General features: G+C 69.5%; 25 protein-coding genes and 2 tRNA genes. 7 read left to right on the forward strand and 20 right to left on the reverse strand.

All coding sequences use genetic code 11. The annotated features are described in order from the left end of the window. Positions 1-109: 109 nt before the first annotated feature. Positions 110-186, reverse strand: a tRNA-Pro gene (locus tag ACIBAF_RS04200). Between the two features lie 166 nt (positions 187-352). Between ACIBAF_RS04200 and ACIBAF_RS04205 the strand changes: the two genes are divergently transcribed. Continuing rightward, positions 353-426: transfer RNA gene (locus tag ACIBAF_RS04205), tRNA-Gly, on the forward strand. Positions 427-492: 66 nt separating this feature from the next. Here ACIBAF_RS04205 and ACIBAF_RS04210 read toward each other — a convergent pair. The 13 genes from ACIBAF_RS04210 to ACIBAF_RS04270 all read right to left on the reverse strand — a co-directional run bounded on the left by ACIBAF_RS04210 (position 493) and on the right by ACIBAF_RS04270 (position 7,907). Continuing rightward, complete coding sequence (locus ACIBAF_RS04210) at positions 493-1,662, reverse strand: tyrosine-type recombinase/integrase (protein ID WP_399461546.1); 1,170 nt, start codon at positions 1,660-1,662, stop codon at positions 493-495. Further along, the gene (locus tag ACIBAF_RS04215; protein WP_399461547.1) at positions 1,662-1,886 is read right to left on the reverse strand and encodes an excisionase family DNA-binding protein; all 225 of its coding nucleotides are present in this window, start codon (positions 1,884-1,886) and stop codon (positions 1,662-1,664) included. The genes ACIBAF_RS04210 and ACIBAF_RS04215 overlap by 1 nt, the downstream gene beginning before the upstream one ends. Next, positions 1,879-3,270, reverse strand: a complete 1,392-nt coding sequence (gene repSA / locus ACIBAF_RS04220) for a replication initiator protein RepSA (protein ID WP_399461548.1) — start codon at positions 3,268-3,270, stop codon at positions 1,879-1,881. Before repSA ends, ACIBAF_RS04215 begins: the two co-directional genes overlap by 8 nt. Beyond that, the gene (locus ACIBAF_RS04225; protein WP_399461549.1) at positions 3,267-3,962 is read right to left on the reverse strand and encodes a DNA methylase; all 696 of its coding nucleotides are present in this window, start codon (positions 3,960-3,962) and stop codon (positions 3,267-3,269) included. The genes repSA and ACIBAF_RS04225 overlap by 4 nt, the downstream gene beginning before the upstream one ends. After that, positions 3,959-4,174 (reverse strand): hypothetical protein, encoded by a 216-nt coding sequence (locus ACIBAF_RS04230; RefSeq protein ID WP_399461550.1) that lies wholly within the window; start codon positions 4,172-4,174, stop codon positions 3,959-3,961. Before ACIBAF_RS04230 ends, ACIBAF_RS04225 begins: the two co-directional genes overlap by 4 nt. 5 nt (positions 4,175-4,179) lie before the next feature. Next, complete coding sequence (locus tag ACIBAF_RS04235; RefSeq protein ID WP_399461551.1) at positions 4,180-4,365, reverse strand: hypothetical protein; 186 nt, start codon at positions 4,363-4,365, stop codon at positions 4,180-4,182. A gap of 92 nt (positions 4,366-4,457) precedes the next feature. Continuing rightward, the gene (locus ACIBAF_RS04240; protein ID WP_399461552.1) at positions 4,458-4,739 is read right to left on the reverse strand and encodes a hypothetical protein; all 282 of its coding nucleotides are present in this window, start codon (positions 4,737-4,739) and stop codon (positions 4,458-4,460) included. Positions 4,740-4,752: 13 nt separating this feature from the next. Then, positions 4,753-4,935: a mobile element transfer protein gene (locus tag ACIBAF_RS04245; RefSeq protein WP_399461553.1), complete on the reverse strand. Its 183-nt coding sequence runs from the start codon at positions 4,933-4,935 to the stop codon at positions 4,753-4,755. A 20-nt stretch (positions 4,936-4,955) separates the two neighbouring features. Then, a complete protein-coding gene (locus ACIBAF_RS04250) occupies positions 4,956-5,597 on the reverse strand; it encodes a DUF2637 domain-containing protein (RefSeq protein WP_399461554.1) in 642 nt (213 codons plus the stop codon). 76 nt (positions 5,598-5,673) lie between these two features. Beyond that, on the reverse strand, positions 5,674-6,024 hold the full coding sequence (locus ACIBAF_RS04255; protein WP_399461555.1) for a hypothetical protein: 351 nt from the start codon (positions 6,022-6,024) through the stop codon (positions 5,674-5,676). Positions 6,025-6,045: 21 nt separating this feature from the next. Beyond that, positions 6,046-6,219, reverse strand: coding sequence for a hypothetical protein (locus tag ACIBAF_RS04260; protein ID WP_399461556.1), 174 nt, complete (start codon positions 6,217-6,219; stop codon positions 6,046-6,048). 12 nt (positions 6,220-6,231) lie between these two features. Further along, positions 6,232-7,575, reverse strand: a complete 1,344-nt coding sequence (locus ACIBAF_RS04265) for an FtsK/SpoIIIE domain-containing protein (protein ID WP_399461557.1) — start codon at positions 7,573-7,575, stop codon at positions 6,232-6,234. 2 nt (positions 7,576-7,577) lie between these two features. Continuing rightward, on the reverse strand, positions 7,578-7,907 hold the full coding sequence (locus tag ACIBAF_RS04270; protein WP_079662253.1) for a hypothetical protein: 330 nt from the start codon (positions 7,905-7,907) through the stop codon (positions 7,578-7,580). Between the two features lie 190 nt (positions 7,908-8,097). Here ACIBAF_RS04270 and ACIBAF_RS04275 point away from each other — a divergent pair, with 190 nt between their 5' ends. Together ACIBAF_RS04275 and ACIBAF_RS04280 are read left to right on the forward strand one after the other, a co-directional pair. Beyond that, on the forward strand, positions 8,098-8,418 hold the full coding sequence (locus tag ACIBAF_RS04275; RefSeq protein ID WP_399461558.1) for a putative quinol monooxygenase: 321 nt from the start codon (positions 8,098-8,100) through the stop codon (positions 8,416-8,418). Continuing rightward, positions 8,415-9,650 carry a helix-turn-helix domain-containing protein gene (locus ACIBAF_RS04280; protein ID WP_399461559.1) on the forward strand — a complete coding sequence of 412 codons (1,236 nt, stop codon included), beginning with the start codon at positions 8,415-8,417 and terminating at the stop codon, positions 9,648-9,650. The genes ACIBAF_RS04275 and ACIBAF_RS04280 overlap by 4 nt, the downstream gene beginning before the upstream one ends. A 690-nt stretch (positions 9,651-10,340) precedes the next feature. Here ACIBAF_RS04280 and ACIBAF_RS04285 read toward each other — a convergent pair. Next, positions 10,341-10,535 (reverse strand): hypothetical protein, encoded by a 195-nt coding sequence (locus tag ACIBAF_RS04285; RefSeq protein WP_108999428.1) that lies wholly within the window; start codon positions 10,533-10,535, stop codon positions 10,341-10,343. 368 nt (positions 10,536-10,903) lie between these two features. On the opposite strand from ACIBAF_RS04285, the gene ACIBAF_RS04290 reads away from it, so the two are divergent. Further along, the gene (locus tag ACIBAF_RS04290) at positions 10,904-12,103 is read left to right on the forward strand and encodes an acyltransferase family protein (protein WP_399461560.1); all 1,200 of its coding nucleotides are present in this window, start codon (positions 10,904-10,906) and stop codon (positions 12,101-12,103) included. Positions 12,104-12,110: 7 nt separating this feature from the next. Here ACIBAF_RS04290 and ACIBAF_RS04295 read toward each other — a convergent pair whose 3' ends face one another. Both ACIBAF_RS04295 and ACIBAF_RS04300 read right to left on the reverse strand, forming a co-directional pair. Further along, positions 12,111-12,551, reverse strand: a complete 441-nt coding sequence (locus ACIBAF_RS04295) for an HD domain-containing protein (RefSeq protein ID WP_399461561.1) — start codon at positions 12,549-12,551, stop codon at positions 12,111-12,113. A gap of 62 nt (positions 12,552-12,613) precedes the next feature. Then, positions 12,614-13,798, reverse strand: coding sequence for a PP2C family protein-serine/threonine phosphatase (locus ACIBAF_RS04300; protein WP_079662247.1), 1,185 nt, complete (start codon positions 13,796-13,798; stop codon positions 12,614-12,616). A 163-nt stretch (positions 13,799-13,961) separates the two neighbouring features. On the opposite strand from ACIBAF_RS04300, the gene ACIBAF_RS04305 reads away from it, so the two are divergent. Then, positions 13,962-15,224, forward strand: a complete 1,263-nt coding sequence (locus ACIBAF_RS04305) for a GNAT family N-acetyltransferase (RefSeq protein ID WP_399461562.1) — start codon at positions 13,962-13,964, stop codon at positions 15,222-15,224. A 28-nt stretch (positions 15,225-15,252) separates the two neighbouring features. Here the strand turns inward: ACIBAF_RS04305 and ACIBAF_RS04310 are convergent, their stop codons facing one another. After that, positions 15,253-16,062, reverse strand: coding sequence for an Fpg/Nei family DNA glycosylase (locus tag ACIBAF_RS04310; protein WP_399461563.1), 810 nt, complete (start codon positions 16,060-16,062; stop codon positions 15,253-15,255). A gap of 32 nt (positions 16,063-16,094) precedes the next feature. Further along, positions 16,095-16,583, reverse strand: coding sequence for a ribose-5-phosphate isomerase (locus tag ACIBAF_RS04315; protein WP_399461564.1), 489 nt, complete (start codon positions 16,581-16,583; stop codon positions 16,095-16,097). Positions 16,584-16,841: 258 nt separating this feature from the next. Here ACIBAF_RS04315 and ACIBAF_RS04320 point away from each other — a divergent pair, with 258 nt between their 5' ends. Beyond that, positions 16,842-18,344 (forward strand): amino acid permease, encoded by a 1,503-nt coding sequence (locus ACIBAF_RS04320; RefSeq protein ID WP_399461565.1) that lies wholly within the window; start codon positions 16,842-16,844, stop codon positions 18,342-18,344. A gap of 348 nt (positions 18,345-18,692) precedes the next feature. Next, on the forward strand, positions 18,693-19,913 hold the full coding sequence (locus ACIBAF_RS04325; protein WP_399461566.1) for an RNA-guided endonuclease InsQ/TnpB family protein: 1,221 nt from the start codon (positions 18,693-18,695) through the stop codon (positions 19,911-19,913). A 35-nt stretch (positions 19,914-19,948) separates the two neighbouring features. On the opposite strand, the gene ACIBAF_RS04330 is transcribed toward ACIBAF_RS04325, so the two are convergent. Continuing rightward, complete coding sequence (locus ACIBAF_RS04330) at positions 19,949-22,294, reverse strand: serine/threonine-protein kinase (RefSeq protein WP_399461618.1); 2,346 nt, start codon at positions 22,292-22,294, stop codon at positions 19,949-19,951. Between the last annotated feature and the right edge of the window lie 114 nt (positions 22,295-22,408).

The following is a 22,408-nucleotide window of genomic DNA, read 5'->3' on the forward strand; positions in this document are numbered from 1 at the left end:
AGGACTTCAGTGGATGAGGACACACGGGCGTGCAGCTTGCATAGTAACGGCAGCGAGGACACGCCCCAAAGGCGATCAAGCGAGGTGACCGCACAGGTGTGTCGGTCGGTGGTCGGGGTGGCGGGATTTGAACCCACGGCCTTCCGCTCCCAAAGCGGACGCGCTACCAAGCTGCGCCACACCCCGTCTGGTGCGACACGTAGGGTACATGCCCGCAGGCCGTCTGACCGCCGCTTTTGCCGAGCGTCGGGGCGGGTCGCGGCGGGGCCGGGAAACGGGGTGTGCGACACAGGGCGCCGACCCGCTACGATGCCTGCAGTGCCGCGGTCGGCTGACCTGCGGCGCGTCCTGTGCGGGCGTAGCTCAATGGTAGAGCCCTAGTCTTCCAAACTAGCTACGCGGGTTCGATTCCCGTCGCCCGCTCCACATGACTCAGGGCCAGGTCAGAGGATCATTCCTCCGCCTGGCCCTGATCGTTTCCGGGGGCTCCGATCAGCCCGCCGTGTCCCCCTCGTGCCCCTTGGGCTTTCGATCTTGCTTCTTCTTGGCCTTGCGAGCCTTCTTCCGCCCCTTGTCGACGAGCCCGCTCACGGCATCGGCGATCAGCCGGTCACGGTCGGCACTGGCGTGCTGATAGATCAGCGCAGCGCGAGCACTGCTGTGACCCATCCGGGACATCAGCTCGCGCGTGCTGGCACCGGTCGACGCGGCGAGGGTGTTGCCCGTGTGGCGGAGATCATGGAAGTGCAGGCCCTTGATTCCGGCGCCCGAACACGCCTTGTGCCACAGCCGGTTGAAGTGGTTCCGGCGAGGAGTCGCCCCCTTGGCACCGACGAACACCCGACCGTCGGCACCGCGTTCGGCGTACACCGCCAGATGCGCCCGGATCTCCGGGAGGATCGCGGCCGGAATGGCGACCGTGCGCTTGCCGGCCGCGCTCTTGGGTGCCTTGATCTCACGCTGCCCGTTGTTCAGTTCGGCGACGGCTCGGCGGACCCGGACGGCCCCACCGTCAAGATCGACGTCACGGCGGTGCAGTCCGATCAGCTCGCCGAAGCGGAGACCGAGGAAGCCGGCCATGAGCACGAGGGCTCGGTAGCGCGGCTGGATCGCGTCGGCCAGGTCGTACACCTCTTGCACGGTCGCGGTAGGCCGCTCAGGAGTGTGCACGGTGCTTGCTCCCTTGATCGAGCACGGGTTACGCCTGATCAGCAGGTCGCTCACGGCTGTGCGCATGATCCCGCGCAGCAGGGCGTACGCGTTCGCAACGGTGGTTGGGCCGGTACCGGCGGCGAGTTTGTCAGCGCGCCAACGGCGGACGAGCGGAGGCGAGATCTCAGCGACGTTGAGCGCGCCGAAGGTTGGTTCGAGGTGGTGACGCAGGAGCGACCCGTAGAGCTGCCGCGTGGTGGTGGCCAACTCCCGCTCCCTGATCCACGCGGCTGCGTACTCGCTGAACGGCACCTTCCCGGCGTCCGGGTCGTGCCAGTCGCCGCGGCGCATCTCGGTCTGTTTGTCGGCCAACCAGTCGTCAGCGTCCCGCTTGGTGGCGAAGGTGTCCGGGGCGGGCCGTAGGAGCCCGTCAGGGCCGACGTAGCGGGCCTGATAGCGGCCGGACGGGAGCTTGCGGACGCGGCCGAACTGTCGACGTTTGCCGGCCATCAGGCAGCCACCCCCCGGAGGGCAGAGCCACGGCGACGGGGCTGCACAGTGTTGACCGCTATGTACGCCTCTACGACGCTCTGCCGGATGCGAACGTATCGGCCGACCTTGACGTACGCGATCCGGCGCTCTTCGACCAGGCGACGCGGGAAGCGTTCCCCGCTGTCCTCCCAGGTGCCGAGCAGTACGGCGACTTCCGCCACATTCAGCAAGCGGTCAGTCATCCTCGTGCCTCCTCGAATCGTCGTTGAGCAGTTCTTCGCGTGCCGTCTCGCGGTTGAGTTGGATGTCGCGACGGATGTTGGCGGCGAGCCAGGATTCGCCGGGGGTGTGACCATGGCCGGCGTAGGTCCAGTGAGCGAGGGTCAGGGTGGTCGCCTCCGTGTCGTCGGGGTCTGGCAGGCCGAGGGCTTCGCGCTGTTGGGCTGCGCGGTAGTCGGCGCGGGTCTGGCGAAGCGCGCCGAGGGTGGTCGAGTACTGGCGGGACTTGGTGGAGAAGTGGCCGCGGAACCCGAGCATGTGAGCCCAGTCCCGGAGCTTGCGTTCCGGGTAGAGCGGGTGGAGGTCGAGGCAGGCCGAGATGAGTCGGCGGGGGTGCTCGGGCACGTCGAGTAGGTCGAGGGCTTCCTTGTTGCCGATGCGGCGGTCGACGGTGCCGGTGGTCTCGGCTGCTTTGGTGGCGTACTTGGCGAGGTAGGAGGCGACGGCCTGTTCTGTGATCTCCTCACCGTCGCCGAAGGCCCGGATCGTGCGGACGTCGAGTTGCGTGCCCCAGCGCAGCACGCGGGCGGGCTGGTCACCGGCCGGCTTGACGTCGACCGCGACGCGAGCGGCGGCGGCCTGGATCGCGCCGGTGAGGAGGTCCAGGGTGGCCCAGGCCGGGGGCGGCGAGTCCGGCCCGTCGGGACCGTCGAAGCGGATCACGGCATGGAAGTGGATGCCGCCGCGCTTCTGGTACTCGGCGACCTTGCCGAAGGCGACGCGGGACTGTTCGCGGGCGTCCTTCTGCGTGAGTCCGGCCCGCTTGGCGATCTCCCGGCGCAGGTAGATCGTGAAGTAGCGCCACAGGTCGGAGGCGTGGTTGTTCCACAGCACCGCGCCCGCGTAGTCGTACGACTCGGGGTCGAGGGGCGTGCCGAGGTCGGGGGCGTCCTCGTCGTGGCGGGCGCCGCAGCGGCAGGGCCGGTTTCCGGGGCGGTTGTGGACCGGCCCGAACGACGGTGCGGTGAGCGTCGCGAAAACCCGCGGGTGGTCCCGGACGGTGTGCGGGGTGCCCTTGGCGGGGTCACCGACGAGGCCGGCGCGGATCAGGTGGTAGGTGTCGCCCGCGTAGGTCCAGGCGCAGGACGGGCAGCGCGAGGCACGGCGGTTGCCGCAGGCGATGCGGAGCATGCCGCCTGGCTCTTCATCGGTGTTGTAGTAGTGCAGGACGGTCTTTGTAGCGGGGTCGATGGTCTTCGTTCCGCCGATGAGGCGGATCGGGTCGGAGCAGCCGCCGGTACGGCGGATCTGGTCTTGGACGCGGTCGAAGCCGGTGGACCCGGCCAGCCTCAGCACGTCGGCGAGGGTGGCCGGGTCCAGGCCCGCCGCAGTGGCGGTGTTGGTCACGCGAAGACCTCCTGACGGGTGGTCAGGAATGCCGTGCCGATCCAGCGGGTGTACGCGGGAGGGATCGCCTCGGTGAGTTCTTCGCGGACATCGGTCCAGGTGATCCCCATGGCCTTCTGCATCTCGGGCACGGTGGCCTTCCCGCCCCCTTTGCCGTACGCGGCCACGTAGGGGCCTTCACGACGTACGCCGTGACGGTGACCGCGCACGTAGCCCCGGTGGCGGGGGTGAGCCAGCCGCACGGTGGCCCAACGGCCGAGTTCGAAGTTGCGGTGGCGCAAGACGCCGAGGCCGAACATCTCGCCGCACAGGGACACGTCCTTGCGGATGGCCGCCTTGCCGTTGGGCTGTTCGATCACGTACGGCAGCCCGGAGGCGTCGAGGAGTTCACGGGTGGGGGCCACCAGGTCTTCATGGGTGCCGCCCCACCCCTGGGAAGCGTTGGTGCCCACGGTCAGACCGCACTTGTCCTGACAGGGCGGGGAGCCGTGCACGAGGGTGTACCGCTCGATCTCACCCGTGGCAATCAGGTGGGCGAGGTACTCCAGGGCGTCACCCCGGTGGTATGGGAAGGGATAATTGGGCCGAGGGGCGACGTCGCAGCCGTCGACCGCAAACCCGGCCAGGTGGTAGCCCATAGCGGCACCGCCGGCGCAGGAGAACAGGTCCAGGACTCGGGGGTTGGTGGTCATCGCTTGCCCCCGTTCCGGTGGGCGGGGCCGTGGTTGTCGGTGTAGTCGTCGACCAGGGCCTTGACGTCGCTGTCGCCGTTGGCGTGGTCCTCGGCACCGCAGCCGCCACATACGTAGTCGCCCTGGGAGCGGGTGTACTTCGTGCCGCCACGGACGCGGAGGCCGGGGCTGTCCTCGGTCGGGGTGAGGTCGGAGGGGAGCTTGCGGAACATGCCCGTCACCTCCCAACCGGGGCGGTCAAGGTGGTGACGGCCGCGACGGTGCCGACGCCCTTGCAGGCGGGGCAGGTCACACGGAGGGTGACGCGGGTGCCGTCGAGGTGGCGGGTGCCGGTCGTGACCATGGCCGAGGCGAAGCCGGCGCAGTCACGGCAGACGCGCGTGATCCGGACGTGCTGAGGCATGATGAGACTTCCCTTTCGGGTCCGTTGGATCTGGATGGGTGGAGCCGTCCGGGGCGGCGGATACTTGGCGGTTGAGGCCGTCCCGGAGGGCGTTACTTGTGCTTGGACGCGCGGTTGATCGTGTAGCTCAGGCCGCCGGTGGCCGACAGGACCGCGACGGCAGCGCCGGCGATGACCTGGACGACGAAGGCGAGCACCAGCAGCACAGCGACCGATCCCGTGACGATCAGGACTGTCAGGACGATCGGGCCCTTGTAGGAGCGCGGGGCTTCCTGAACGATCACGACCTTGCGGACATCGGTGCCGGCGGGGATCTGCCGGTAGAGATCGGCGGGGATGTGGCCGGCGCGGAACTGGTCTTCGGGCAACTGCACAGGTCGGCCCTCCTCAGGTGCACTTGTGGGTGCGGGCGGCGAGTTCGGCGGCGGAACGGTCGCGGTACTCGGTGGAGAAGCCGCAGTTCGGTGCGGTGCACGCGGCGGTGTGCTTGGTCTGGCCCCGGCCGTTGTTGAATGTGCCGACCTTGACCGGGCCGATTCGGATCACGTCGTAGAAGCGGTTCGGTCGCATCGGGTGAACCTCCTTGTCTGTCAGGCGAGTTGGGCGGCGATTGCGCCGGCGAGGTCTTCCGGGATGCCGAGGCGGGCGCGCAGAGTGGCGGTGTCGATGTCGGATCCGGTTCGGGTTCGGTGATCGGCGGCGACCTTGCGGGCGTGGTCGATCAGAGCCGGGGGCACCGACGGGCCGGCGGTTTGCGGCAGCGCCGCAGGCGGCTCGGTGGGGAGGACTTCCGGGACGGGCGTCGGTGCCGGTGGGCGGTCGCCGGTAGGCACCGACGGCGCTTCGGCCACGGACTCGGGCTCGGGCTGGAGGGCGGGGGTGTGGACCAGGAGGGTTCCACCGAGGAAGGCCAGAGCGGGCCAGCCGGCGACGAGGATGCGTAGCCAGGCGGGCACGTTGCCCAGGTTCAGGAGTCCGGCGGTCGCGACGTTCGCCCCGAGCGAGGCAGTCAGGGCGATCACGAACCAGGTCCAGGCGGAGCGGTCCCGGCGGGCCGTGCGCAACCGACGCCAGGCGGCGACAAGAAGCAGGTCGACCGAGATCGGGTAGGCCCAAGCCTTCCAACCGGTCTGCCCGGCAGCGGCGGCGAGGTCGTGCAGGTGAGCGAAGGACAACGCGCCGGCGATCACGGCTTGCACGAGTACGGCATCGGGGCGGATCGAGCGAGACACGGGTCTTCACCTCCTTCGCGGGAATCGGGCCAGGAGGCGGGCGGCGGACGTTCGGCCGCCCGGCCCCAACACGGGTTCAGTAGATGCTGATGCGCGTGACTGGCCGGGATCCCGCAAGCGGTACCGGAGAGCCTTCGTCGTGGCCGAAGCCCTCGCACCAGCAGCGTTTTTTGAGGCAGACGACGGTGTGGACGTAGGTCCAGCGGCAGTCCGTCACGTCGTAGGTGATGCAGCCCTTTGCGTCGCGGGACTCGCGGGCCAGCGAGAGGTAGCCCCACATCTCACGGGCGTAGAGGTTGGCGGCGGCCAGAGCGACGCGCGAGGGCACGTGACCGTCGACCTCTATGGCGATCAGTTCCTCGCAGACGCTCCACACGTCGGTGACCGTCAGCGAGCGGTAGCCGTTCTGACTGGTGTAGCGCTCCACAGTCGGTTCCTTTCCGAAGTGTCAGTCGGTCGGGGCTTCGCCGGATCCCCAACAAGTCAGGCACACGGCCGCCTGCTGGTGATCGGTGGCGCGGCCCTTGCGGGGTCCGACGCGGATGGTCTCGGTGATCTCGCCCTTGCCGTCGCAGTCCGAGCACTTCGCCACCTGCGGTTTGGTGCGCTTGCGCGGTGCCATGAGCGATCTCCCCTACTCAGTGACCGGCTGCGCACGGACGAGCGGCGGAACAGGTTCCGGCGTCGGTGCAGGCTGCAGGGCCGGGCGGAACGGAGTCAGGAACGGCAGGTCCGGGGTCAGGTGTGCGTACTCACGGCAGACGGCCGCCGCTTCGTCCGGGGTGATCTCAGGGGTGCGGATGCGGGACCAGCCGCCCGAGGTGTCGCCGGCTACCGCAACGCCGGGACGGTCCGGCCGTATCCCGGTCACAGCAACCACGGCATCCGGGGCGATGTCTCCCAGACCCATTTCCGCCGTCTGCTTGTCGTTGACACGGTGCACGATCCGGCCAGTGAGCTGGGCGCGCAGGGCGGTTGCGCCCCTGCCAAGGTCAGAGCCGAAGCGCTGCCCGCACGCCTCCAGATAGATCCCGATCGCGCGGGCCATCTGACCGAGCCGGACCAGTTGTGTGACCGTGTGGTCGCGGGCCGCTTCATCCTTCTTCGAGGTCACGAGGAAGAGTTCCGCCACCTCGTCGATCAGGACCACCAGCGGCACCGGACGGACATCGTCCGGCAGTGCCCACAGGTCGGAGACCCCGTGCAGGGCGAGCAGGTCGAAGCGGTCTTCCATTTCCTTGACCAGGGCGTCGACCATGCGGCCGGCGCTCTCGGGGTCGGTGGCCAGCGCGGACAGCCGGGGCGCGTAGGGGCGTTGCTCGACGCCACGCTTGCAGTCGATCCCGACCAGGCCGACCGGCAGTCGAGCCAGCCCCTTGACCAAGTTCCGCTGAAGCATGGACTTGCCCGACTGGTTCGCACCCAGGATCAGGGAGTGCGGGATCTTGCGGTAGTCCCGCTCGAACACTGTGCCGTCCTCCCGCAGGGCGATCGGGACGACCAAGTCACGAGGCGTGGCAGAACGCGGCATCCGAACCCGCTTGAGCACGTCGTAGCCGGTCATTCGCAGTTCGACGTATCCCGGCTTGACCTCAGCCACGGTCACCGAACGGACACCCCAGGCGTGCCGAAGACGCTCACAGGAGGCGGCGACGTCGGCGGGTTCGAGGCCGGCGGGAAGACGCAAGGTGACTCGCAGGCCGGTCGAAGTCGGGCGGACCCGGCGCACCTTCGGCGGCACCGGACGGACCTCCTGGCGGGCCAGGTTACGGGTCACGAAGGCCCGCATCCTCGACGGCTGCACCGTCAGCCCGCACACCTCCATCGTGGAGGAGTACGTCACGGTGAACCGACCCCAGGTAACCGGCAGACCGACCAGCGACCAGTACACGCGCGGGGCACGCACCTTCGCGTAGCCGAGGCCGCCGGCACCGGCTGCTAAGCCCCCGGCCTCCACCCACATGGACAGGTCCGTCATGGTCAGGCACCCACCGTGAGGGCGACCGCGCGGAACGAGATCCCGTGACGCTTCTGGCCGTTGAACTCGTTCTCCCAGTCACGGGCCTTGAGGCCGATTACGCGCACCGGCATGCCCGGCGCGAGGCCCTCGGGAACGCCGGTCTCCGGGACGGTCACCTGGTAGAGGTTGCCCTCACCCTCGTCCGAGATCAGCAGGCCCACGGTGGAGAGGCCAGCACCGGTCTCCCGGTCGATGGCCCGCTCACCGGTCTTCTGGCTGACGACCTTCGGCACGGGCGCAGTTGCCACGAACACCACGGCGGTCGACACGTCAATCTTGAAGGACGGCATTATGGAGTCTCCCCTAGTGGGATGAGCCCCGGGCTGCGTTGTGATCTTGGCGGATGCACGTAGCCCGGGGTGTCTTGTTGTTCCGACACCACCGAAGCTACCCGCAGAAAAACTGCGAGTCAACAGAAAACCTGCGACTAGCAGAAGAAGTCTGCCTCTGCGAGACTGAATGCGACGAGAAGGAGGAGAAATGAACAACTTTGGTCTTTTTGTTCGCTTCACGCTTCGCGAGGGTGCAGGCGAGGCATTTGACGCCCTGATCCGGGAGACCGCAGCGGGCATCCAGGCTCACGAGCCCGGCACGCTGGTGTACGCGTGCCACGAGGTCGAGGGTGCGCCCAATGAGCGGATCTTCTTTGAGCTGTACGCCGACCATGAGGCGTTCGAGGAGCACGAGCGTCAGCCCCACACGCGTCACTTCCTCACGGAGCGCGGCAAGTACGTCGAGAAGACCGAGGTTGACCGGCTTCAGCCGTACGCCGGCAAGTACCCCACCGGAGCCGAGGCGTGACCGGGTCCGACACCAAAACACTCGGTCAGCGAATCAAGGAGCTGCGCCGCGACGCAGGCATGTCGCAGAGCGACCTTGCCGCCGCAATGGGACGCTCCGAAAGCTGGGTATCGCAGGTCGAGAGGGGTGTACAACCCGTTGAGCGGCTGTCGATTCTTCAGGCTCTTGCCGACGCACTCAACGTGCCCGTGCGCGAGGTACGGCCGGATGCCGCGCCGGCTGAGCAGGCCCAGCCCGAAGAGATCCATCGGAGCAACGACCTCGAAGGACTTCGCGTAGCCCTCACGGGGCACCCCGCCTTGGGAAGCCTGTTCGAGCAGTCACCGGCTGCACCGGTTCCTTCCCTGGCCGACTTTCGCCAGCGCGTGGAGGAGGCTTGGACGCTCGCGCACGCTTCGAGCTACGCGGCATTGAGCGAGCACCTCGCCCAGTTGCTTCCGAGCATCGAGGCCGCAGTACGCCACGCCCCGGCCAGCGACCGCACAGAGCTTCACTCCCTCCGCGCCAAGGCGTACCAGGTGGCCGCAGCGAGCTTCACCCGGCAGGACCAGGCCGACGCGGCATGGGTCGCGGCCGACCGGGCTCTACAGGCGGCCGAACTCGCGGGCCAGCCGTTGGAGGTCGTGGCGAGCCTGTTCCGCATGGCGCATGCCTTCATGCGGCAGCAGCACATGGAGCAGGCCGAGCAGGCAGCGCGGTCCGCCGCAGCCGTCATGGCACCGAGAGCGGAGGCCCCCACATGCCCGCCGGAAGAGCTCTCGCTCTTCGGTGCCATGAACCTCGTACTCGCAGTGATCAATGCAAGGGAAGGGAACCGAGGGGGGACCCATGAGCACATTGAGCGGGCCCGAGGAATCGCAGCGCGGTTGGGCGAGGACCGGAACGACTTCGACACTGAGTTCGGGCCGACGAACGTGGAGATCCACGCGGTGAGTACGGCTGTGGAGCTGGGGGACGCCGGATTGGCCCTGGAGGTGGCCCAGCAGGTTGACGCGTCGGGCCTCTCGCCTGAACGGCAGTCGCGTTTCCTGTTGGACGTGGCGCGAGCACACGCGCAGCGGCGACACGTCGGCGAGGCCACAGCCGCGCTCCTGGAGGCCGAGAGCTGGGCACCTGAGCAGATCCACGACCATCACCTAGCCCGCGAGGTCATCCGCGATCTAGTGCAACTCTCAGAACCCCGCGTACCCGAGGCCCTGCGCCAGTTGGCCGAGCGGAGCGCTATCGGCTAGCCGATCTTGTTACAGATTTCCCTACCTCATCAAGCCCCGGCTGCGCTCCGCTCCGCCGGGCGCGCTCCCGGCTCCGCCGCGGGCGCCGCTCCTGCCTTCGGCCCGCTCCGCCCGCGCTGCGCCGACGCGCGCCCTGGTAAGGGATGGCCGGCGGCATGAGGCCAGAACACGTCGCGGCTGGGGGCGACCGCTCCGAGACTTTAAGGTCTGCTGACCTGCGGGGACCCCTCCGAGAGCAAGAAAGGGGGCCGAGTGCCTGCTTCGCACGGTGAGGGCACTAGCCCTCTCCATTGGCACAAGTGTAATTGCCCCCTTTCATGCCCTCGCCCCGCAGATCACCAGACCTCAAACTCTCTCCCCCGGCCGCGTGGGCACCGATCAGGCCGCTTCTGGCCCCGGAGGACACCGGAGCCCCGCGGGGGCGGGAGAAGGGCATACATGCCCCTTGCGTGCCCGATCGAGCGGCACGCGACGGGGAACAACGGGGAGTTGCGGTGAGCATCCCGGGAACACGCAGGTCAGCGTCTTGCCAGCTCAGGCCGCATCCGCATACGCGATCTTCCAAACTAGCTACGCGGGTTCGATTCCCGTCGCCCGCTCTGTACGGCCCGGGCCGGGTCGGAGATGTACTTCTCCGACCCGGCCCTCGTCGTGTTCGGGCGTATGTCCGGAACACGGTGAGGGCCGGCCTCAGAAGCTGATCGAGTTGATCGTGTCGGCGAGGGAGTTCAGGAAGCGGTTGATCGACGGGGCCATGCCGGTCGAGGCGAGGAAGAAGCCGAAGAGGATCGCGACTATCGCCGGGCCCGCCTTGATCGACCCTCCCCGGATCAGTACCACCAGGATGATCGCCAACAGCAGCACCACTGACAGTGAAATGGCCACAACTGATCACACACCCTCGATCGGTCCGCACTCCCGAGAACCATCGTGCCACCAACCCGGCCTCCCTATGCGGCCCGTGACGCATCATCGCGCGGACCTTCCGAGCACGGGTGCGCCGCACGGCAATTCGACGGCCCATCCGCACCGGAAATTGGGGCAGTTGGTTTCCGTCTCCACACAACGTGTGCGCAGGTAATTCGAATAACGACGGCAAGCACGTCAACTACAGGCACACAACCGGCGTTATGCACCTTTTAGTCGGGATGAATCGTGACATCGAGGGCAGGCGTGAGATGCTCGGAGAGCAATAACGAGGAATGACCTGGGGTGTTTTACGAATACGCGCACGCGACGCTAGGGTGCCTCGAATGTTCTCCGCCGCCCCGTCCCTCGTTCCGAGCCAGAACGATCAACACGATCAGCACGACGAACACGATCCACACGATCCGTCCAAGGACAGATCCGCCGAGCAGCCGTCCCCGCGGCCGGTCACGAAGCGTGACGCGTTCTTCGACAACGCCAAGTACCTGGCGATCGTGCTGGTGGCGATGGGGCACACCTGGGAGCCGCTCAAGGGCGACAGCCGGGTGCTCACGGCGGCGTACGTGCTGGTGTACACGTTCCACATGCCGGCCTTCATCCTCATCTCCGGCTTCTTCTCCCGCAGTTTCGACGGGAGTCCCGGCAAGCTGAAGCGGCTGGTGACGGGCGTCGTCGTGCCGTACATCGTCTTCGAGACCGCCTACCCGCTCCTGAAGACGTACGTCGACGGCTCCCCCCAGGACATCAGTCTGCTCGACCCCTACTACCTGACCTGGTTTTTGTGCGCGCTGTTCATCTGGCGGCTGACCACGCCCATCTGGAAGCTGGTCCGGTATCCCTTGCCGCTCGCACTGGGCATCGCCATGGCGGCGTCCGCCACCCCGAACATCGGTGACGACCTGGACCTCCAGCGCGTCCTTCAGTTCCTGCCGTTCTTCGTGCTGGGGCTGAGCCTGAAGGCGGAGCACTTCCGGCTGGTGCGTCGGCGCTCGGTCCGGATCGCGGCGGTGCCGGTGTTCGTCTTCGCGCTGGCCTTCTGCTGGTGGGCGGTGCCGCGGATGAACAGCGGATGGCTCTACCACCGCAACTCCGCGCAGGAATTGGGCGTGCCGTGGTGGGTCGGTCCGGTGATGCAGCTCGCCCTGTTCGGCTGCTCCCTGCTGCTGACCGCCTGCTTCCTCTCCTGGGTACCGGGCCGCACGATGTGGTTCACGGCGCTCGGCGCGGGCACGCTCTACGGCTATCTGGTGCACGGTCTGCTGCTCAAGACCGCCGACTACCGCGGCTGGTTCGATCACCCGGCTCTGCACCGCCCGCTCGGGGAGATCGCCGTCACGGCCCTCGTGGCCGTCATCGTCACCCTGTTGTGCACCAGGCCGGTTCGGCGGGTGCTGGGGTTCGTGGTGGAACCGAAGATGGAGTGGGCCTTCAAGCCGGACGCCGTCACACTCGCCCGCGAGCGCGAGAAGCGCGAACGGGGCGAGAAGCGCGAGCAGGGCGGCAAGGGGGAGAAGGTCGGCGTCTAGTCGCCCGTCAGGGAGACAGGCCGAGGAGTGCGCGCATGTGGGTGTACTTCTCGGTCAGGCGGGCCCGGGTCGGCGCGTCCAGGACCGCCAGCCGGGCCGGGTCGGCGTTGTGCGCCAGGTCCGCTTCCTTCACCAGCAGCGCGCCCGGCGTGGCCAGGATGCGCGCCGCGTACGCCTCCGGCGTCTCCCCCGCCCGTCTGGTGACCGAGAGGACGACCGCCTTGGTGCGGTCGCTCAGCGCCGCGCCGTCCAGCCAGGCCGCGGACAGGGCGTCGTCCTCGACGGCGTCGTGCAGCCAGGCGGCCGCGATCTGGTCGGCGTCGCCACCACGCGCGCGTACGCCCTCCGCGACCGCCTGAAGGTGCTCCGCGTAGGGCCGGCCCGCCTTGTCGGTCTGCCCCTCGTGGGCGGCGCGGGCGAGGGCCTCGACCTCGGCCAGGGTGAGCATGGGTGTCCCCTTACGGCTCAGGAGGATTGCGTCTCAGGGCTCAGGGCTCAGGGGAGTGCGTCTCAGGACAGCGGGGCCATCTGGGCCGTCGGGCCCTCTCGGCAGACCAGCAGCAGGGCCCGGTCGTCGTTGACGTCCTTCGCCACCGCCTCGATCAGATGCCAGGCGGCGCCCTGGAAGCCGCCGGCGACATAGCGGTCGGCCTCGCCGGTGAGACGGTCGATGCCCTCGACGATGTCCCGGTCGGAGGTCTCCACCAGGCCGTCGGTGAAGAGCATCAGCACGTCACCCGGGCGCAGGGAGCCCTTCACCGGGTCGAACTGGGCGCCGTCGTACACCCCGAGGAGGGGCCCCTCGGCGGCCTTCTCCTCCCAGCGGCCGCTGCCCGCGCTGAGCTGGAGGCCCGGCGGGTGGCCGGCGGAGTAGAGCTCGTAGTCGCCGGAGTCGAGGTCGAGGACCAGGTGGATGGAGGTCGCGAAGCCCTCGTCCCAGTCCTGGCGGAGCAGATAGCCGTTGGCGGCCGGGAGGAAGGCGTGCGGGGGCAGGGAGCCGAGCAGGCCGCCGAAGGCGCCGGACAGCAGCAGCGCGCGCGAACCGGCGTCCATGCCCTTGCCGGAGACGTCCGTGAGGACGACCTCCATGGTGCGGCCGCCGTTGGTGCGGGCCGCGACGACGAAGTCGCCGGAGAACGACTGGCCGCCCGCCGGCCGCAGCGCCATCTCGCGGTGCCAGCCGGGCGGCAGGCTCGGCAGCTTGCTCTGCACGCGGATGCGTTCGCGCAAGTCGAAGAGCATGGTGCCGCCGCGCCGCCAGGGCACGCCGACCCGGCTGCGGAACTGGGCGATGAGCAGGCCGAAGAAACCGCATGCTGCGACGACCAGGACGACTCCGGGCGTCACGCGTGAAGGGCCCTCGGTGTAGGGGCCGAGCTGCACCGACTCCACGATGAGGGCGGTGGCCGCCGCCGCGTACAGGCCGAGCAGGCTCGACGGGCGCAGCAGCAGGCCGCCGGCGACGATCGGCAGCACCAGGGCGGCCGGTGAGCACCACACCGAGTTGGCGAGCGTGGTGGCGGCGATGAGCGGAACGGTGAGCAGCAGGAAGGCCAGCGCGATCCAGTCGGAGCCGTCGCCGCGGAAGTAGTCCACGGCGCTTCTGCGCACGCCGGTGCGGACCCGGTGCATCCAGTGCTTCAACCGGGCCGCCAACGTCTCGGCTTCCGCGCGCCGCTGTCGTCCTGCTGCCATTAGTTCGGGACCCTATCCATCGAACCCGCCGCTTGGCACGGGAGGTCCCACTTGTCCCCCGTCCGAGGCTCAACTTCACAGTGAACTTCACGGAAAGCGCTCGCGTCGCCAGGAGGGAGAAATTCCCTGGCTCGTCCCGCATTGGGCTGCTAGGCATGAACTCATGACGACTGAGGCGGGGCGCGACGAAACCCGGGCGGCGGACGGCCTGCGGGTGCTGCGGCGGGACGAATGGGACGAGTGGTACGACACTCTGCTCCGCGCCTTCGGCGGGGTCGAGGAGCCGGCCGAGGAGCGCGAGCTGTTCAGGGCGCTCACCCCGTACGAGCGCTCCCTCGGGGTGTGGGACGGCGGCGCGTGCGTGGCGACGGCCGGGGCGTACGACTTCCGGCTGACCGTGCCGGGCGGGGCCTCGGTGCCGGCGGCGGGCGTGACGATGGTCGGCGTGAGCGCGACGCACCGGCGGCGCGGGCTGCTGACGTCGATGATGCGGCGGCAGCTGGACGACGTGCGGGCGTGGGGCGAGGCGCTCGCCGTCCTCACGGCCTCGGAGCCCGCGATCTACGGGCGGTTCGGGTACGCGGCGGCGAGCTTCGGACTGCACGCCGAGATCGACACCGGTCGGGTACGACTGTCCGTCCCGGCCGGCACGGACGACGTACGGCTGCGGTACGTCGATCCCGGCGTGGAGCTGGACGCGTGCGAGGCGGTGTACGCGCGGACCGTGCCCCGGCGGGCCGGGATGCTCGCGCGGCGGCCCGGGTGGGAGCGGCTGGCGCTGCTCGATCCGGAGAGCGGGCGGGGCGGGGCGTCGCCGCTGCAGTGCGTGCTCGCCGAGCGGGACGGCGAGGTCACCGGATACGCCCGATTCCGGATACGGCCCGAGTGGAGGGACAGCGGGCACAACGGGCAGGTGCAGCTCCAGGACCTGGCGGGGCTCGACCCCGCGTCGGAGGCGGCGCTGTGGCGGTTCCTGTTCGGGATCGACCTCACGACCTCGCTGAAGGTGCGGGGGCGGCCGCTGGACGAGGCGTGGCAGCATCTCGTCTCCGACATCCGGCGCTGCGAGCTGCGGGTGCGGGACTCGTTGTACGTGCGGCTGGTGGACGTGGGCGCGGCGCTGGAGGCGCGGACGTATCAGGCGCCGGTCGATGTGGTGCTGGAGGTCGAGGACGCCTTCTGCCCCTGGAACTCGGGGCGGTGGCGCCTCTCGGGGGATGCCAAGGGCGCGGTGTGCGGGCGTACGTCCGACGCCGCCGATCTCGCCCTGTCCGTACGGGAGTTGGGGGCGGCGTATCTCGGCGGGGTGAGCCTCGGGGCGCTCGGGGCGGCCGGGCGGGTACGGGAGCTGCGGCGCGGGGCGCTGGCCGAGGCGGCCGTGGGGTTCGGGACGGGGGCGGCGCCGTGGCTGCCGCACGGGTTCTGAGCGGGCGCCGTACCTGGTCTCGGTGACGTCAGTTCTGCTGGCAGGTCGGGCACCAGAAGACGTTGCGGGCGGCCAGGTCGGCGGTGCGGACGGCGTCTCCGCAGAGGTGGCAGGGCTGGTGGGTGCGCCGGTAGACGTACACCTCGCCGCCGTGGTCGTCGACGCGGGGCGGGCGGCCCATAGCCTCCGGGGTGTGCTGCGGGCGGACCGTGTCGATGCGGTTGTTGCGGACGCCCTCGCGCATGAGGGCGACGAGGTCGGTCCAGATCGCGTCCCACTCGGCGGGGGTGACGGTCCGGCCCGCACGGTACGGGTCGATGCCGTGCCGGAAGAGGACTTCGGCGCGGTAGACGTTTCCGACGCCGGCGATGATCTTCTGGTCCAGGAGGAGGGCGGCGATCGTCGTACGGCTGCGGGAGATCCGCTGGTACGCCCGCTGCGGTTCGGCGTCCTCGCGCAAGGGGTCGGGGCCCAGACGGTCGTGTATCGCCTGCTTCTCGGCGTCCGTGATGAGCGCGCAGGTCGTCGGGCCGCGCAGATCGACGTACGACGTGGCGTTGGCGAGGCGCAGTCGGACCGTGTCCGTCGGCGGGGGCACGGGTGCGTCACCGAAGGCGACCTTGCCGAAGAGTCCGAGGTGGATGTGGACCCAGTCGGTGTCGCGGAAGCCGAGGAAGAGGTGCTTGCCGTGGGCCTCGGTGCGGGTGAGCTCCGCTCCGCTGAGGAGTTCGGCGGCGTCGGAGAACTTGCCCTGGGGGCTGGTCACGCGCGGCGCCGTGCCGGAGAAGCGGTCGGCGTAGTCCGACGCCAGCCGGTGGATCGTGTGCCCCTCTGGCACGGCGCGTGTTCCTTCCAGCCCCCGGGAGGCGGTCAGTCCTGCTGCGGGTGGTGCGCGGGAATGGCCGGCAGGTCGCCCGTCGTCTCGTAGTCCGCGAGCATGTCGATGCGGCGGATGTGCCGTTCGTCCTCGGAGAACGGGGTGGCCAGGAAGGTCTCGACGAACTTCGTCGCCTCGTCCTGGGTGTGCATGCGGGCGCCGACCGCGACGACGTTGGCGTTGTTGTGCTGGCGGCCGAGGGACGCGGTCTCCTCGCTCCAGGCGAGGGCGGCACGGACGCCCTTCACCTTGTTCGCGGCGATCTGCTCGCCGTTGCCGGAGCCGCCGATCACGATGCCGAGGGCGTCGGGGTCCGCGGCCGTCTTCTCCGCGGCGCGCAGGCAGAACGGCGGGTAGTCGTCCTGGGCGTCGTAGATGTGCGGGCCGCAGTCGACCGGGTCGTGACCCGCCGCCTTGAGCCATTCGACGAGGTGGTTCTTGAGTTCGAAGCCGGCATGGTCCGAGCCGAGATACACGCGCATGGGATGAGTGTGACACGGGGGTCGCGGGGTAGCAGCGCCGGGTGCCGCGTCCGTTGAACTGTGAGCGATGCTACAGAAGCTCAGGAAAACCTCAAGTAACGATATTGAATCAAAGGTTCCCGAATCCATCCACCTCAGATTCACTGGACCGGCCTGTACGCCCCTCACCCCCTCGCACGTCCCCATCCCCCCCACGATTCACCTGATTCCGCTGTTTCCCCCGTTTCCCTCCACACGGCGCAAAGGAAGACCGTCCCCATGACTTCGCAGCCGACCCTCACCCAGGCCGACCGCGGCCCCGGAGGTCCCGGAGAACCCGGTCCCGGACTTCAGGCAGGGCTCAAGAACCGGCATCTGTCGATGATCGCCATCGGCGGCGTCATCGGCGCCGGACTGTTCGTCGGTTCCAGTTCCGGAATCGCCACCGCCGGACCCGGCATCCTCCTCTCCTACGCCCTCGTCGGCACGCTCGTGGTGCTGGTGATGCGGATGCTCGGGGAGATGTCCGCGGCCAATCCGACCTCCGGATCGTTCTCCGCCCACGCCGACCGCGCGCTCGGACGCTGGGCCGGGTTCTCCATCGGCTGGCTGTACTGGTTCTTCTGGGTCGTCGTGCTCGCCGTGGAGGCCACGGCCGGCGCCAAGATCCTCGAAGGGTGGATCCCCGCCGTCCCGCAGTGGGGTTGGGCGCTCATCGTGATGGTGGTGCTGACCGCCACCAACCTCGTCTCCGTCGGGTCCTACGGCGAGTTCGAGTTCTGGTTCGCCGGGATCAAGGTCGTCGCGATCGGCGCGTTCATCGTCATCGGCGGGCTCGCCGTCTTCGGCGTGCTGCCCGGTGTCGACAGTGACAAGGCCGGCCTCGGCAACCTCACGGACCACGGCGGCTTCCTGCCCAACGGCCCCGGCGCCATCCTCACCGGCGTGCTGCTCGTCGTCTTCTCCTTCATGGGCAGCGAGATCGCCACCCTCGCGGCCGGCGAGTCCGAGAACCCGCAGCGGGCCGTGACGAAGTCCACGAACAGCATCATCTGGCGGATCGGCGTCTTCTACCTCGGATCGATCTTCGTCGTCGTCACGCTGCTGCCCTGGGACGACGCGTCCATCAAGGAGCAGGGCTCCTACGTGGCCGCCCTCGACTCCCTCGGCATCGCGCACGCCGGTCAGATCATGAACTTCATCGTGTTGACGTCCGTGCTGTCCTGTCTCAACTCCGGGCTCTACACGGCCTCCCGCATGGCCTTCTCGCTCGGTGAGCGGGGCGACGCGCCGAAGGTGTTCGCCCGGACGACGAACCGTGGCGTTCCCCTCGCGGCGATCGTCGCCTCCGTGGTGTTCGGGTTCGTCGCCGTCTTCTTCAACTACCGGTTCCCGGACTCCGTCTTCCTCTTCCTCGTGAACTCCAGCGGGGCGGTGGCCCTGTTCGTCTGGCTCGTGATCTGCTTCTCGCAGCTGCGGATGCGGAAGATCATCCAGGCCGAGGCGCCGGAGAAGCTGGTCGTGAAGATGTGGCTGTACCCGTACCTGACCTGGGCGACGGCCGCACTGATCGTCTTCGTGCTCGGTTACATGCTGACCGACACGGAGGGGGAGAGCAGTGGGCGGACGACCGTGCTGTTGTCGTTGCTCGTCGCGGCGGTCGTGGTCCTCGTCGCCTTCGTGAAGGAGTGGGACAGGCGGCAAGGGCGGCGGGCCTCCGCCGTCGGCACGGTCGAGACCGTGGCCCAGAACAAGGACATGGAAAAGGACAAGGTCGAGTAGTTCTTGGGAGCCGATGTGAAAGGGGTCCGCTGGAGCGGGCCCCTTTCGCGCTTCGCCCCTGCCTGCGCCGTCACATCACGCCTTCCTTGCGAGGAGGCCCCGGCGTTCACGCCGGGGAGGAATCGCATCCGGGTGTCGCGACGCGGAGCGTCGCCATATCCGGTTCAGGGCGCGGAGCGGCCGCACCGCTGTCGGTATCGCTGAGGTGGTGCGAACGTGTGTGCCTGCGATCGCTGGTCGGGGTGGTGGCTGTGGGATCGGGGTGCGTTTGTGCGGCTGTCGTACGTATGGTCCTTCGGAGGGTTCAGGACGGCACGGTGTCCTGGCCGGGGAGCATGAGGGGGCGGGATGGCGCGGGCGAGGGCGGCTGCGGAGGCCGGGCATGCCCGGTACACCTACCGGCTGCGGGTGTCGTCCACCGCTCGCACGGCCCTGGCGGCGGAGTGGGACCGATGCCGCTGGGTGTGGAACGAATGCGTCGCCAAGTCCAGGGCCGTACAGGCGCACAACAAGGCGACCGGCCGGAAGACCACATGCGGTCCGGCGCAGCTCGACCGGATGCTGACCGAAGCACGCGCCCGTACGCCGTGGCTCCGTGAGGGCTCGTCGGTTGTTCAGCAGCAGGTCATCCGTGACTTCGGCCGTTCCCGAGCCAGGGCGCAGACGGACATCCGCGAGCGCCTGCCCACGGCGCGCCGGGCGGGGATGCCGAAGTGGAAGACCAAGCGCGAGGCACTGCCGACCCTCAACTACACGAAACGCGGGTTCCGGTTGAAGGACGGCCGGCTGCACCTGGCCGGGGGCATCGTGGTAACGGTGGTGTGGTCGCGGGAACTGCCGACCGAGCCGTCCTCGGTACGCCTCTACCAGGACAGCCTCGGGCACTGGTACTGCTCGTTCGTCGTGCCCGCCCAGGTCCAGCTCCTGCCGGAGACCGGCCGGGTGCTCGGTGTCGACTGGGGCGTCAAGGAGACCGCGACCACCACGTCCGACGCGCACGACCTGCCCCATGCCGGGCACGGTCAGAAGGCACAGGCAAAACTGACCCGGTACGACCGGATGATGGCCCGCCGCAAGCCGAAGAAGGGACAGCCAGCAACGAAGGGCTACCGCTATGCGAAGAAGCTGCGGGCGAAGGCGCATAAAAAGGTCGCGAGGCAGCGTGAGGACACCGGCCGCAAGTGGGCCAAGAAGGTGGTCCGCGACCACGACGCCATTGCTGTCGAGGACTTCCGTGCGAAGTTCCTGGCCAGGACGACCATGGCCCGCAAGGCCGCTGACGCCGCCATCGGCGCGGTCAAGGCCGCTCTGATCGAGATGGGCCGCAAGCACGGGCGGAACGTCCGCCTGGTACATCCTGCGCACACCACGATGGACTGCGCGCGCTGCGATGCGAGAGCCAAGCATCGCCTGCCGCTGGGTGAGCGCACCTACACCTGCACCGCGTGCGGAACCGTGTCCCCCAGGGACAAGAACTCCGCCCGCGTGATGCTCGTCCGGGCTGGTCTCAACCCGGCTGGCGCCGATGGCGCAAGACCTCCCGGAGCGCTGCTCCAGGAGGCGGCCTGAGCCAGGAATCCCCTCCCCTGAAGGGAGGGGAGGATTCAAATCACGGTGAAGCTGTCCTTGACCTTCTCGTACGTCTTCAGGGCCGTCGTCTCGGTGTCGGGCTGGTACCAGGTGTTGATCTGGTACGACTTTCCGCTGTCGTTGAAGCCGAGGAGCCGGGCGTGCCAGGGGGTGCCCTGGAGGGTGAAGGTGTACTCCCAGACGACCGCCGGCCTGCCTCGGAACGTCGTCTCCTCCAGACGGATCTTGCGGTAGTCCTGCCCCTGGTGGGCGTTGTGCTCGGAGGTCCGCCAGGTGTCCATGAGGTCGCCGCGGGCCAGGGACGACTTGGCGACGAGTTCCTGGGCGCCGTCGGGCGACGTGTAGTGCACCTCCGCGCCCGTCTTGACGTCCCGCCGCCAGCCCTTGGGCGTCGCCCAGGCGAACCCGCCCGCCTCCTGGTGCGCGCCCGGGGGCAGGCTCGGCGGCCTGAAGGTCCCCTCGACCGTGGGCGAGGCCGCAGGGGTCGAAGGGGTGGAGGTGGGGCTGGTGGCCGAGGCGGTGGTGGCCGTCGCCGTGGCGGGGGACGGATGCGGCGAGGAGCCGCCGGCCTGGTCGCCGCTGTCGTGCGAGCCGGGGGCCGACGCCAGCACGACCGCGACGACCGCGCCGACGGCGACGACCCCGACGGCGGCGAGCACGCCGGTACGGCGGCCGGCGAGGAACGGGGCACCGCGACCCGGGCGGTGGCTGCCGCCCCTGCGTCGCCGGGCCCCGGACGGGACGGCCGGGCCGGTCAGTTCACCGCCCGGCGGTATCTCGCGCCGCCGGGTCTCCGCGTCCGGGCGGACGTGTGCGTGCGGGTCCGCGTGCGGGTCCGCGTGCGCGTCCGCGTGCGGCACGGGGCCGGCCTGCCCGGCGGGAGCCCCCTCCGGCGCCGGCCTGCGTTCCGTCTGCGCGTCGGCCCGGACGAGGGAGACGCCCGGGCGCGGGCGTGGGCGTGGGCGTGGCGTCGGCGACGCTGAGGGCGACGGCGAGGGTGACGACGACGGCCAGGGCGAGGGCGAGGGCGAGGGCGAGGGCGAGGGCGAGGGCGAGGGCGAGGGCGAGGGCGAGGGCGAGGGCGAGGGCAACGACGGTGACGGGCTGGGCGACGGGGGCTCCGAGCCGGACTCCGAACGCATCTCCGAGGCCGCCTCGGTGGAGGCTTCGGAGGGCGCGGGAGGGGCGGGAGGGGCAGGAGGGGCGGATGCGCTGGGCAGTTCGGGTGGAGTTGATAGGGCTGGTGGCGCTGGTTGGGCTGATGGTTGGGCTGATGGGGCTGGTGGCGCTGGTTGGGCTGATGGGGCCCCTTCGGGCACTTCGGGCCCTGGACGCGCGTCTTCGGGGCGCTCCGCATCGGGTTGCCTCCGTTGCGGGCGCCTGGGGTCACGTGGGTCGGGGGGACTGATGGTGTTCAGGAGTGCGCGGGTCGGCGGCTCTCCCCCAGCGCCGTGGATCCTCTCGGCGCCCTCACCGCCGGGCGCCTCATTCGGCCTCTGCGCCTCCCCTGGGCCCGGTGGCCCCGGCGCCTGCTCCCGCCTGTCCTGCCCCTCCGTTCCGCCTCCGTCCACCGTCAGTGTCGGTGTGGGCGGCGGGTGGGCGATGGGGTCGAGGGCGGACTCCAGGTCGGTGAGGGCTGCGCGGACCGTGGGCTCCTTTTCCAGGAGGGAGGCGAGGATGTCGCGCAACGGGCCTGCGTTGGAGGGGAGTTGGGGCTCCTCGTAGAGGACGGCGTGCAGGGTCGCCAGCGTGGTGTCGCGGGCGAAGGGGGAGTGGCCGGCCAGGGCGGCGCAGAGCGTGGCGCCCAGGGACCACACGTCGGACGGTGGGCCCTGCGGGCGGCCCGCGATGCGTTCGGGAGCCATGTAGTCGGGGGAACCGACCAGCATCCCCACCATGGTCAACGCCTTCGCGTCCTGGATCGCGGCGATGCCGAAGTCGGTGAGGACGATGCGCCGACCGCCCCGCTCCCTTCCCCCCGCGTCCTCCACGAGCACGTTGCCCGGTTTGATGTCGCGGTGCAGGACCCCCCTCGCATGGACCTGGCGCAGGGCCGTGACCAGGCCGAGGCCGATGCGGGCGGTCTCACCCGGGCCCAGTGGTCCTTCCTCTGCCATGATCCGCTCCAGGGAGCGGCCGGCGACCAACTCCATGACGATCCAGAGGCGTTCCCCCTCGTCCACGACGTCGTAGACGCGCACCACGTTGGGATGGTCGATGCGGGCGGTGGCCCTGGCCTCGCGCAGGGTGCGTTCACGGCGGGTACGGGTGTCCTCCGGGTCGAGGCCGTCGATGCGCATTTCCTTCACCGCGACCTGCCGGTCGAGCACCTCGTCGGCGGCTCGCCACACCCGCCCCATTCCCCCCTGCCCGATGCTCTCGACCAGCCGATAGCGCCCCGTCACCAGCAACCCTGGAAAACCGCCGTTCCCCGAGTTCTCCGGATTCCCCGTGTTTCCCGAATTTCCCGGCAA

The organism is Streptomyces sp. NPDC051677 (genome assembly GCF_044453465.1).
Lineage (GTDB): Bacteria > Actinomycetota > Actinomycetes > Streptomycetales > Streptomycetaceae > Streptomyces.

Coding starts and splice junctions, on each gene's coding strand:
- ACIBAF_RS04225 (WP_399461549.1), bottom strand. CDS start 3,962: ATGACCACCAACCCCCGAGTCCTGGACCTGTTCTCCTGCGCCGGCGGT.
- ACIBAF_RS04215 (WP_399461547.1), bottom strand. CDS start 1,886: ATGACTGACCGCTTGCTGAATGTGGCGGAAGTCGCCGTACTGCTCGGC.
- ACIBAF_RS04275 (WP_399461558.1), top strand. CDS start 8,098: ATGAACAACTTTGGTCTTTTTGTTCGCTTCACGCTTCGCGAGGGTGCA.
- ACIBAF_RS04325 (WP_399461566.1), top strand. CDS start 18,693: ATGGCGCGGGCGAGGGCGGCTGCGGAGGCCGGGCATGCCCGGTACACC.
- ACIBAF_RS04235 (WP_399461551.1), bottom strand. CDS start 4,365: ATGCCTCAGCACGTCCGGATCACGCGCGTCTGCCGTGACTGCGCCGGC.
- ACIBAF_RS04290 (WP_399461560.1), top strand. CDS start 10,904: ATGTTCTCCGCCGCCCCGTCCCTCGTTCCGAGCCAGAACGATCAACAC.
- ACIBAF_RS04300 (WP_079662247.1), bottom strand. CDS start 13,798: ATGGCAGCAGGACGACAGCGGCGCGCGGAAGCCGAGACGTTGGCGGCC.
- ACIBAF_RS04270 (WP_079662253.1), bottom strand. CDS start 7,907: ATGCCGTCCTTCAAGATTGACGTGTCGACCGCCGTGGTGTTCGTGGCA.
- ACIBAF_RS04210 (WP_399461546.1), bottom strand. CDS start 1,662: ATGGCCGGCAAACGTCGACAGTTCGGCCGCGTCCGCAAGCTCCCGTCC.
- ACIBAF_RS04330 (WP_399461618.1), bottom strand. CDS start 22,294: ATGGGGCGGGTGTGGCGAGCCGCCGACGAGGTGCTCGACCGGCAGGTC.
- ACIBAF_RS04265 (WP_399461557.1), bottom strand. CDS start 7,575: ATGACGGACCTGTCCATGTGGGTGGAGGCCGGGGGCTTAGCAGCCGGT.
- ACIBAF_RS04230 (WP_399461550.1), bottom strand. CDS start 4,174: ATGTTCCGCAAGCTCCCCTCCGACCTCACCCCGACCGAGGACAGCCCC.
- ACIBAF_RS04305 (WP_399461562.1), top strand. CDS start 13,962: ATGACGACTGAGGCGGGGCGCGACGAAACCCGGGCGGCGGACGGCCTG.
- ACIBAF_RS04245 (WP_399461553.1), bottom strand. CDS start 4,935: ATGCGACCGAACCGCTTCTACGACGTGATCCGAATCGGCCCGGTCAAG.
- ACIBAF_RS04320 (WP_399461565.1), top strand. CDS start 16,842: ATGACTTCGCAGCCGACCCTCACCCAGGCCGACCGCGGCCCCGGAGGT.
- ACIBAF_RS04315 (WP_399461564.1), bottom strand. CDS start 16,583: ATGCGCGTGTATCTCGGCTCGGACCATGCCGGCTTCGAACTCAAGAAC.
- ACIBAF_RS04295 (WP_399461561.1), bottom strand. CDS start 12,551: ATGCTCACCCTGGCCGAGGTCGAGGCCCTCGCCCGCGCCGCCCACGAG.
- ACIBAF_RS04260 (WP_399461556.1), bottom strand. CDS start 6,219: ATGGCACCGCGCAAGCGCACCAAACCGCAGGTGGCGAAGTGCTCGGAC.